Source organism: Actinocrinis puniceicyclus (assembly GCF_018283645.1).
Taxonomy (GTDB): domain Bacteria; phylum Actinomycetota; class Actinomycetes; order Streptomycetales; family Catenulisporaceae; genus Actinocrinis; species Actinocrinis puniceicyclus.
The window spans coordinates 63,964-71,927 of sequence record NZ_JAGSXH010000021.1 but is presented as its reverse complement, the minus strand read 5'-3'; the positions used below and the strand labels follow the sequence as shown (position 1 = coordinate 71,927).

The window sequence follows — 7,964 nt, the reverse complement described above, 5'->3', positions numbered from 1 at the left end:
GACACCTGAATGATCCTCAGATGCCGTGCCCGCCCGCAAATCCGGCATGTCAGGCCACGCAGACCGTGCCGACGCACGGCTAAACCACCACGAACCCAGCCGCAAGATCACTTTGTCATTGACCCTGAGTACCCTCCCGGCTGTGGCCGAATTCCGAGCAATGGGCTTACGCCATCCGACGATTCGACCGCGCGTGCGACACACGCCGCACGGCGATTCACATCGAGGATTTCGCTCAGGTGAGGGACAAGTATCCGCAGGCGAAGTACGAGGGCACCTTCGACACCGTCGCGGCGCTGGCATACCGCGGACGCGATCTGCCGGGGCTGCGCGAGTTCGCCCGCAGACTGGCCTTCATCGTGATGATCGGCAACGGCGACGCCCACCTCAAGAACTGGTCATTGATCTACCGGGATCCCCGCAACCCCACGCTGTCCCCGGCCTACGACCTGGTCTCTACGATCCAGTACCACAGCGGCGACGGCGGCCAGGAGGATCTCGGTCTACGCCTCGGCCGCAGCCGACGCTTCGAAGCAGTGGGCCTGGAGTCCTTCGCCACTCTCCAAAGGCGGCTGGAACAGCGTTTCGGCAAGATCGCGGTGAGCCTTGCCGAGATCGCCGACGACACAGCGCGGCGCACCGTCGAGGCCTGGCCCCACTTTCAGGAAGGACTTGAGCACAACCAGACACTGATGACCGGTATCGCCGACTGGATGGCGCAGCGCGCCCGCTCGTTCGGGTTGTGAAGCGCGACCGCCGCGGACAGCACCGTGCGTCGCTCAGGTGCGTACACTGCTCGGCGTTCGGTGATGCGTCGCACGGATGATGAGGCGGCAGGTGTCTGATAACCGGTGGCGGCTCGGCGAGCGGTTCGACGTGCTCGGACAGTTGGGGGCCGGGGCGTCCGGCACGGTGTGGCGCGCGCTGGAGCTGCGCGACGGCACCGAACACGCCGTCAAGGTGCTGCGGCCCGAACTGGTGACCGATCCCCAGGCCGTCACGCAGCTCTACAGCGTGCTCGACGCGGTGGCGCGCGTGCAGCATTCGGGCATCGTCGCCTTCGACGACGCGGCGACGGGCCCGGGGTGGCTGGCGCTGCGGTCGCGGCTCGTCGCGGGCGAGAGCCTGCGCTCGTTCCTGAGCCGGCAGGGCGTGGCGGGACAGGCGATGGCGGTGCACGTGGTCGCGCAGGCGTGCGACGCGGTCGCTGCCGCCCACGCCGCCGGGCTCGCGCACGGTGACCTGCACCCTGGAAACGTGCTGCTCAGCGGCGGATCCGCCGGACCTCCCGGCGTCGCCGTCACGGACTTCGGCCTGGCGGGCCTGGTCAACTGGGCCTACGGCGCGACCGCACCCGGCTCGGTACCGCCCGCGCCTTATCGCGCCCCGGAGGCGGGTACCGCCGGGTACGACGCAGCTACTGCGCCAGGGGACGTGTACGCACTGGGCGTCATCCTCTTCGAGTGCATGACCGGGCAGAGCGCGGTGGTCCCGGTCCCGCAGCTGTCGCGTGAGCTCTGGTCCGTGATCGTTGCCTGCGTTGCGCCCGATCCGCGTCATCGACCGACCGGGGCGCAGCTCGCGGCCTCGTTGCGGTCGGTCGTCTCCGGCGCCGCGCCGGGCGGGAGCGAGGCGCTGACCACCCTGCTGCCGAGCCTGGGCCTGCTCGATGCGGGCCCGGTCCGGCCCGCGCCCGCGGTTTCGCTCCCGGCACCGGCCCCTGCCCCGGCACCGGCCCCTGCCCCGGCCTCGACGTCACCGGTCGAGCACACGCGCATGCTCAGCGTGGTCCCGGGATTCGCGGACGGTGCGGCGTACCGCGGCGAGACGGGCGGCGGTCGAGGCTCGGCCGCCGGATCGCGCGGTGACCGGCGCTCGGGCGGCCGCCTGCCGCGGATAGTCGCCGATCACAAGGCCGAGAGCGCAATCGCCGCCGCGGTGGTCGTGGCCGCGGCGCTCATCGGCGGGGCGCTCTCGCTGGGCGGCGGTCCGTCGACGTCCGCCGCGGGCAGCGCGAGCACCGGGCGCAAGAGCGCAGCCGCCCCGGCCGCGAGCGCGAGCGACACTCCGGACGCGGTGTTCCTGCCGGTGGGCTCGGCCAGCCCCTCGCCGTCGGCCTCGCCCAGCGCGTCGCCGTCCGCGACCGGGCCGGTGCAGGTCACGCTCGTGAACGTGCACTCGAACACATGCATGGACACCGCGGGCAGGATCTTCGCCGACGGCACGAAGGAGGACATATTCGGCTGCAACGGCACCCCGGCGCAGGTCTGGACGCTGACATCCGCCGGACAGCTCACCGAGGACGGCGGCGCGTACTGCCTCGACGACTTCGGGCTGGAGAAGACGCCCGGTACTGCCGTGGTGCTGTGGCGCTGCAATGGCGGGCCGAATCAGCAGTGGACGATCCGCCCGAACGGCGCGATCGTGAGCGCCAACGCGGGCCTGTGCATCGACGTCTCCGGCAAAGGCACCGGGGACGGGACGCCGCTGGTGCTCTGGCCCTGCGACGGAAGCCCGAGCCAGCAGTGGTCCGGCCGGTAAGCCGTACCGCTCAGACGGCGGCGTTCGCGCAGCCGAGGCGGCCGGCCAGCCCGGTGAGGGCCGCCCCCAGGGGTGCGTCGAGCCGAACCGCGGCCAGCGCGTCACCACGCGTCGGGCCCTGATTGACGATGGCGACCGGTTTGCCGTTCCTGACCGCGTGGCGCACGAAGCGCAGCCCTGACATGACCGTCAGGGAGGAGCCGAGCACCAGCACGGCGCGCGCCGCGTCGATCATGTCGTAGCACTGCTGGACGCGCGGCTTGGGCACGTTCTCACCGAAGAAGACCACGTCGGGTTTCAGCACCCCGACGCCGCAGGCGTCGCAGGACACTGTCCGGAACTCGGCGATCAGCGCGTCATCGAGTTCGACGTCGCCGTCCGGGTTGACACGCGTGCTCGCGTCGCGGAACCCGGGATTGGCCTCACGCAGCCGCTCGTCCAACTCCTCGCGCGGGCTGATGCTGCGGCAGTCCAGGCACACGACCCGGCCCAGGCTGCCGTGCAGCTCGACCGCGTCGGCGTTGCCCGCCGCGCGGTGCAGTCCGTCGACGTTCTGAGTTATGACGGCTGAGACGTACCCGTATGCGGACAGCGCGGCGACCGCTGCATGCCCGGCGTTCGGCTGCGCGCGCACGATCGTGCGCCAGCCGAGGTGGCTGCGCGCCCAGTAGCGTCTCCGGTTGTCCGCGTCGCCGACGAACTGTTCGTATGTCATCGGCGTGTGGCGGCGCAGGCTGCCGGTGGCGCCCCGGTAGTCCGGGATGCCGGACTCGGTGGACAGACCCGCGCCGCTGAGCACCGCGACCGCGCCGCCCGCGACGATGCGTTCGATGTCGTCCAGGTCCCCCGCGCGTGCCTGTGCGGCCGTGTCCGGCCATTCGAGCATCGGTCGCATCCGCATCATGTACGCAGGATAGGTCGCGATCCGTGCGAGCGGCGCGATCGGGCCACGGAGCCACGGAGCCACGGAGCCACGGAGCCACGGAGCCACGACCATGGTTGCCGACCCGTCCGCGTGCCGAGCTGCCTCGGCTCCGACGCGCCCAGACGGACCAACCGCGGCGCGGATGGCTAGGCGGCGCGGCCGGCTGCGCTTAGCGTGGGAACAGCGTCGGCCGTATCGTCGCGGGCCGCCGCGCCAGCGAGCGCAACCGCCAAGGGAAGGTAATCAGATGAGCGGACACGTCTACCGGGTCACCGAGGTCGTCGGCTCCTCCGCGGAGGGGGTGGACGACGCGGTGCGCACCGCCATCGCGCGGGCGGCCGAGACGCTGCACGGACTGGACTGGTTCGAGGTCACCGAGATCCGAGGCCGGATCGCGGACGGACACATCGAGGAGTACCAGGTCGGCGTGAAGGTCGGTTTCCGGTTGGACGATGCCTCGTGACGCGATGACCTGATGACCTGATGACGCCATCGGTGCCCTACCGGCATGCGGGCGTCGGGCGTCCGGGTATCGCGAGATGTGACGGGTCCACGGAGCCGGGCGGCACCGAGTACGGCGTGCTTCGCTGTAAGCCGGACGCGACCGCCGCGAGTCGCGGAACACGAGAGCCCGAGGACGCCTGATGAAGCCGCCGGTGATGCCCCCGGTCGAGCCGATGCTCGCCAAGTCCGCGGCCGGCGTACCCGTCGGCGAGTACCTGTACGAGCCGAAGTGGGACGGTTACCGGTGCATCGTGTTCCGCGACGGGCCGCAGATCGAACTGGGCAGCCGCGGCGGCAAGTCGCTGAACCGCTACTTCCCCGAACTGCTCACCGCCCTGGCCGCAGCGCTGCCACCGCGGTGCGTCGTGGACGGGGAGATCGTGGTGGTCGCCGACGGGCGGCTCGATTTCGACCGGCTCGCCGACCGCATCCATCCCGCCGAGTCGCGGGTGCGTCTGCTGGCGCAGCGCACACCGGCCTCGTTCATCGCGTTCGACGTGCTCGCGCTCGGCGACGAGGATCTGACCGGCTGGCCGTTCGCGCACCGGCGCGAGGTGCTGACCGGGCTGCTCGTCGACCGGAAACCCCGCGGCGACCGGCAGGTGCACGTCACCCGGGCCACGGCCGACGCGCAGGTCGCCCGCGGCTGGTTCGAACGGTTCGAGGGCGCCGGACTGGACGGGATCGTGGCCAAGCCGCTGGACGGAAAATACACCCCCGGCGAGCGCACGATGATCAAGGTCAAGCACGAGCGGACCGCGGACGTGGTCGTCGGGGGCTACCGGCTGCACAAGAGCGGGCCGGTCGTCGGCTCCCTGATGCTCGGCCTTTACGGCGCCGACGGCGTGCTCAACTACGTCGGCGGGTCGAGTGCGTTCACGATGGCCCGGCGCGCGCGGCTGGTTGAGGAGTTGAAACCGCTGCTGCTCGGCGCGGGCCAGGTCCATCCGTGGCTCGGCGCCGCCGAGGACGAGACGCACCGCAGGCCCGGCGCGCCGAACCGCTGGAACGCGGGCAAGGACACCTCGTTCGTCGCACTGCGTCCGGAGTCGGTGTGCGAAGTACGCTACGACCAGCTTCAAAGCGGCCGCTTCCGGCACAACGCGCAGTTCGCGCGCTGGCGACCGGATCGCGACGCGGCCTCGTGCACGTACGACCAGTTGGAAGTCCCGGTGCCGTACGACCTCGGCGACGTGTTCGAGTAGTAGCGGACCCGTGCGGATGAGTCAGCGGTCCGTCTCGTCGTGCGGCTCGGGCGCACGGCGGGCGGCGGTCTTCCTGGCCTTCGACGGCTGCACGCGGCTGGGCTCTCCGGGCATCTTCGGGAACTCCGGCGGATACGGCAGGTCCCCGAGGCCGCGGTCGCGTTCGTCGCGCGCGGACGCCTCCAGCAGCGCGTCCAGGGTGAATGCGACCTCGTCGATGCTCTGATGCGCGTCGCCGCGTTCCGCCAGCAGCGCCGGCACGGTGCGCGTGGTGAAGTCGCCGGGTTCCACGTCGGCGAGCTCCGACCAGCGTACGGGCATTGATACCGTGGCGTCCGGCCGGGCGCGGGTGGAGTACGCCGCCACGAGCATGCGGTCGCGCGCCATCTGGTTGAAGTCCACGAACACCCGCTCGCCGCGTCCCTCCTTCCACCAGGACGTCGTCACCAGGTCGGGGCGGCGGCGCTCCAGCTCGCGCGCGAAGGCGATGACCGCGCGGCGCGCCTCGACGAACGTCCGGCTCGGCTCGATGCGCACCAGCAGGTGCAGGCCGCGGCTGCCGGTGGTCTTCACGAACGGGGTCATGCCGAGTTCATCGAACAACGCCCGCGCCTCGCGCGCCGCCTCCACCGCCTCGCGGAACCCGGTGCCCGGCTGCGGGTCGAGGTCGATACGCAGTTCGTCGGGATGGTCGACATCGTCACGACGCACCGGCCACGGGTGCAGTTCGAGCGCCGCGAACTGCACCGCCCACACCACGGTGGCCGCCTCGGTCACGCAGACCTCGTCGCCGGTGCGGCCGCTGGGGAAGGTGACCCGCGCGGTCCGCACCCAGTCGGGCAGGCCCCGGGGCGCGTGCTTCATGTAAAAGGACTGACCCTCCAGCCCGTCCGGGAAGCGGTTGAGCGCGACCGGACGTCCGGCGAGCGAGCGCAGGACGCCCTCGGCGACGGATGCGTAGTAGGTGGCCAGGTCGAGCTTCGTGACCCCGGCCGCCGGGAAGTAGACCTTCAGCGGGGACGAAATGCGCACCGACCGGCCGGCGACCTCGACGTACGCCTCACTGCTGCTCATGTTCGAAGGTTAAGCGGCGCGGGGCGCGGGCGCGCGTTCGCGTGGCGGCGGGTGCGTGAAGGACGCGCCGCGGACGGATGAATCCGCGACTGCCGGGCATCTGTGCCACCGTGTCGTCTCCTGTGACTACTCGCCGACCGCCCGCCGGTACGCCCGCGGGCCTGCGCGCGCTCGGTACGCGCCTCAGCCTCGTGGTGCTCGTCTCGGTGCCCGCGTTCCTCATCGTCGCGCTGATCGCGGTGGCGGTGGAGGGTTCCTGGGCGCCGCTGCGCCGCGTCGACGGCTCCGCCTCCCAGCACATGCACCTGCTCGCGCTGAACCATCCGCTGTGGGTGCGCACCATGCTGATCGTCTCCGACGTCGGTTCGCCGACCGTGATGCGCGCGCTCGTCGTCGTGCTCGCGGTCGTGCTGTGGCTGCGCCGCGCCCACCGGCTGGCGTTGTGGGCGGCGGTGACCCTCGCGGGCGGCGCCCTGATCGACGTGGTGCTCAAGGCCGCGGTGGGCCGGGCCAGGCCGCACTTCGTCCACCCGGTCGCGCTCGCGCCCGGCGGCTCGTTCCCCTCGGGCCATGCTTTCACCAGCGCGCTGGCGGCGGGCGTGGTGCTGCTGTGGGCGCTGCCGCTGCTCTCGCGCCGCGGCAAGGTCGCGGCCTGGGTGCTGGCGGTGCTGGTGCCGCTGCTGGTCGGGGTCAGCCGCGTCGCGCTCGGCGTGCACTGGGTCACCGACGTGGTGGGCGGCTGGCTGCTGGGCGCGGGACTGGTCGCGGCCACCAGCGCCGCGTTCGAGACCTGGCGGCAGCGCAGCGGGCTGCGGCGCACCCGCCCGGCGACCGAAGGCGTCGCCCCGGAGGAAACCCAGAAAGCTGCAAATCCGGGCGAAACAGCCTGACGTCGGGTGAGCCCGGCCCCGCGAACGCATGAGTACGCCGAAAGCGGTAATCCGCCTCGCCGTGCCTCTCCTGCATAGCGAATCAGCCGCCGGCGCCGCGCCCGGCCACGATCTGACGCGTCGTCGGCTCGCGCTCCGGCTCGCCGTGCCCGCGCTGCTGCTCACCGCCGCGATGATCGTCCTCGGCCTCCTGCTGACCCACACGTTCGCGCACTGGTGGCTGCTGAGCACCGAGGACGGCGTCGACCGGTCGCTGGCCGCGCGGCGCGACCCGGCGCTCAACCAGGCCACGAGCGTGCTGTCCACGGTCGCGAACACGATCGGGACGGTGATCATCGCGGCGGCCGCGTGCCTCGTGACGCTCTGGCTCACCCGGCGCCGGCGGGAGGTCGCGTTCATCGCCACCGCCCTGGCGATCGAGGTCAGCGCCTTCCTGGTCACCACGCTGCTGGTGCACCGGCCCCGGCCGGGCGGTCTCGAGCTGGACCATTCGCCGCCGACCTCCAGCTTCCCCTCCGGGCACTCGGCCGCGGCCGTCGCGCTGTACGGCGCGATCGCCTGGCTGCTGATCCGCCACACCGGACGCTTGTACGCGCTGGCGCTGCTGCTCATGCCGGCCGCCGTCGGCTTCGCGCGCCTCTACCGGGGCATGCACCATCCCAGCGACGTCGCCGCCGGGTTCCTGCTGGGCGCCTGCGCGGTCCTGATCGCGGGGCGCGCCCTGCTGGAACCGCAGCCCTCGCGCGTACCGGCGAGGCCGGCCCGTGCCTCGTCCCGCACGCGACGCGGCGCCGCCGCGCCGCTGTCCGAAGGGCGCAGGTGAGC

General features: G+C 72.0%; 8 protein-coding genes. 6 read left to right on the top strand and 2 right to left on the bottom strand.

Annotated elements, in window-relative coordinates; translation table 11 throughout:
• The first annotated feature begins 140 nt into the window (after positions 1–140).
• Complete coding sequence (locus tag KGA66_RS08975; RefSeq protein ID WP_211466624.1) at positions 141–746, top strand: HipA domain-containing protein; 606 nt, start codon at positions 141–143, stop codon at positions 744–746.
• 91 nt (positions 747–837) lie between these two features.
• Positions 838–2,541: an RICIN domain-containing protein gene (locus KGA66_RS08970; protein ID WP_211466614.1), complete on the top strand. Its 1,704-nt coding sequence runs from the start codon at positions 838–840 to the stop codon at positions 2,539–2,541.
• 10 nt (positions 2,542–2,551) lie between these two features.
• Here KGA66_RS08970 and KGA66_RS08965 read toward each other — a convergent pair whose 3' ends face one another.
• A complete protein-coding gene (locus tag KGA66_RS08965; RefSeq protein ID WP_369015838.1) occupies positions 2,552–3,442 on the bottom strand; it encodes an NAD-dependent protein deacetylase in 891 nt (296 codons plus the stop codon).
• A gap of 271 nt (positions 3,443–3,713) precedes the next feature.
• Here KGA66_RS08965 and KGA66_RS08960 point away from each other — a divergent pair, with 271 nt between their 5' ends.
• Together KGA66_RS08960 and KGA66_RS08955 are read left to right on the top strand one after the other, a co-directional pair.
• Positions 3,714–3,929, top strand: coding sequence for a dodecin (locus tag KGA66_RS08960; RefSeq protein ID WP_211466610.1), 216 nt, complete (start codon positions 3,714–3,716; stop codon positions 3,927–3,929).
• A gap of 181 nt (positions 3,930–4,110) precedes the next feature.
• Complete coding sequence (locus KGA66_RS08955; protein ID WP_211466608.1) at positions 4,111–5,175, top strand: ATP-dependent DNA ligase; 1,065 nt, start codon at positions 4,111–4,113, stop codon at positions 5,173–5,175.
• 21 nt (positions 5,176–5,196) lie between these two features.
• On the opposite strand, the gene ligD is transcribed toward KGA66_RS08955, so the two are convergent.
• Positions 5,197–6,249 carry a non-homologous end-joining DNA ligase gene (gene ligD / locus KGA66_RS08950; RefSeq protein ID WP_211466606.1) on the bottom strand — a complete coding sequence of 351 codons (1,053 nt, stop codon included), beginning with the start codon at positions 6,247–6,249 and terminating at the stop codon, positions 5,197–5,199.
• Positions 6,250–6,371: 122 nt separating this feature from the next.
• On the opposite strand from ligD, the gene KGA66_RS08945 reads away from it, so the two are divergent.
• Together KGA66_RS08945 and KGA66_RS08940 are read left to right on the top strand one after the other, a co-directional pair.
• Positions 6,372–7,139, top strand: a complete 768-nt coding sequence (locus tag KGA66_RS08945; RefSeq protein WP_211466604.1) for a phosphatase PAP2 family protein — start codon at positions 6,372–6,374, stop codon at positions 7,137–7,139.
• Positions 7,140–7,200: 61 nt separating this feature from the next.
• Positions 7,201–7,962: a phosphatase PAP2 family protein gene (locus KGA66_RS08940; protein WP_211466602.1), complete on the top strand. Its 762-nt coding sequence runs from the start codon at positions 7,201–7,203 to the stop codon at positions 7,960–7,962.
• The last annotated feature ends 2 nt before the right edge of the window (positions 7,963–7,964 follow it).

Bases quoted from the DNA above. Each gene is read 5' to 3' on its own strand.
- KGA66_RS08965 (WP_369015838.1), bottom strand. From the start codon at position 3,442: ATGCGGATGCGACCGATGCTCGAATGGCCGGACACGGCCGCACAGGCA.
- KGA66_RS08960 (WP_211466610.1), top strand. From the start codon at position 3,714: ATGAGCGGACACGTCTACCGGGTCACCGAGGTCGTCGGCTCCTCCGCG.
- KGA66_RS08955 (WP_211466608.1), top strand. From the start codon at position 4,111: ATGAAGCCGCCGGTGATGCCCCCGGTCGAGCCGATGCTCGCCAAGTCC.
- ligD (WP_211466606.1), bottom strand. From the start codon at position 6,249: ATGAGCAGCAGTGAGGCGTACGTCGAGGTCGCCGGCCGGTCGGTGCGC.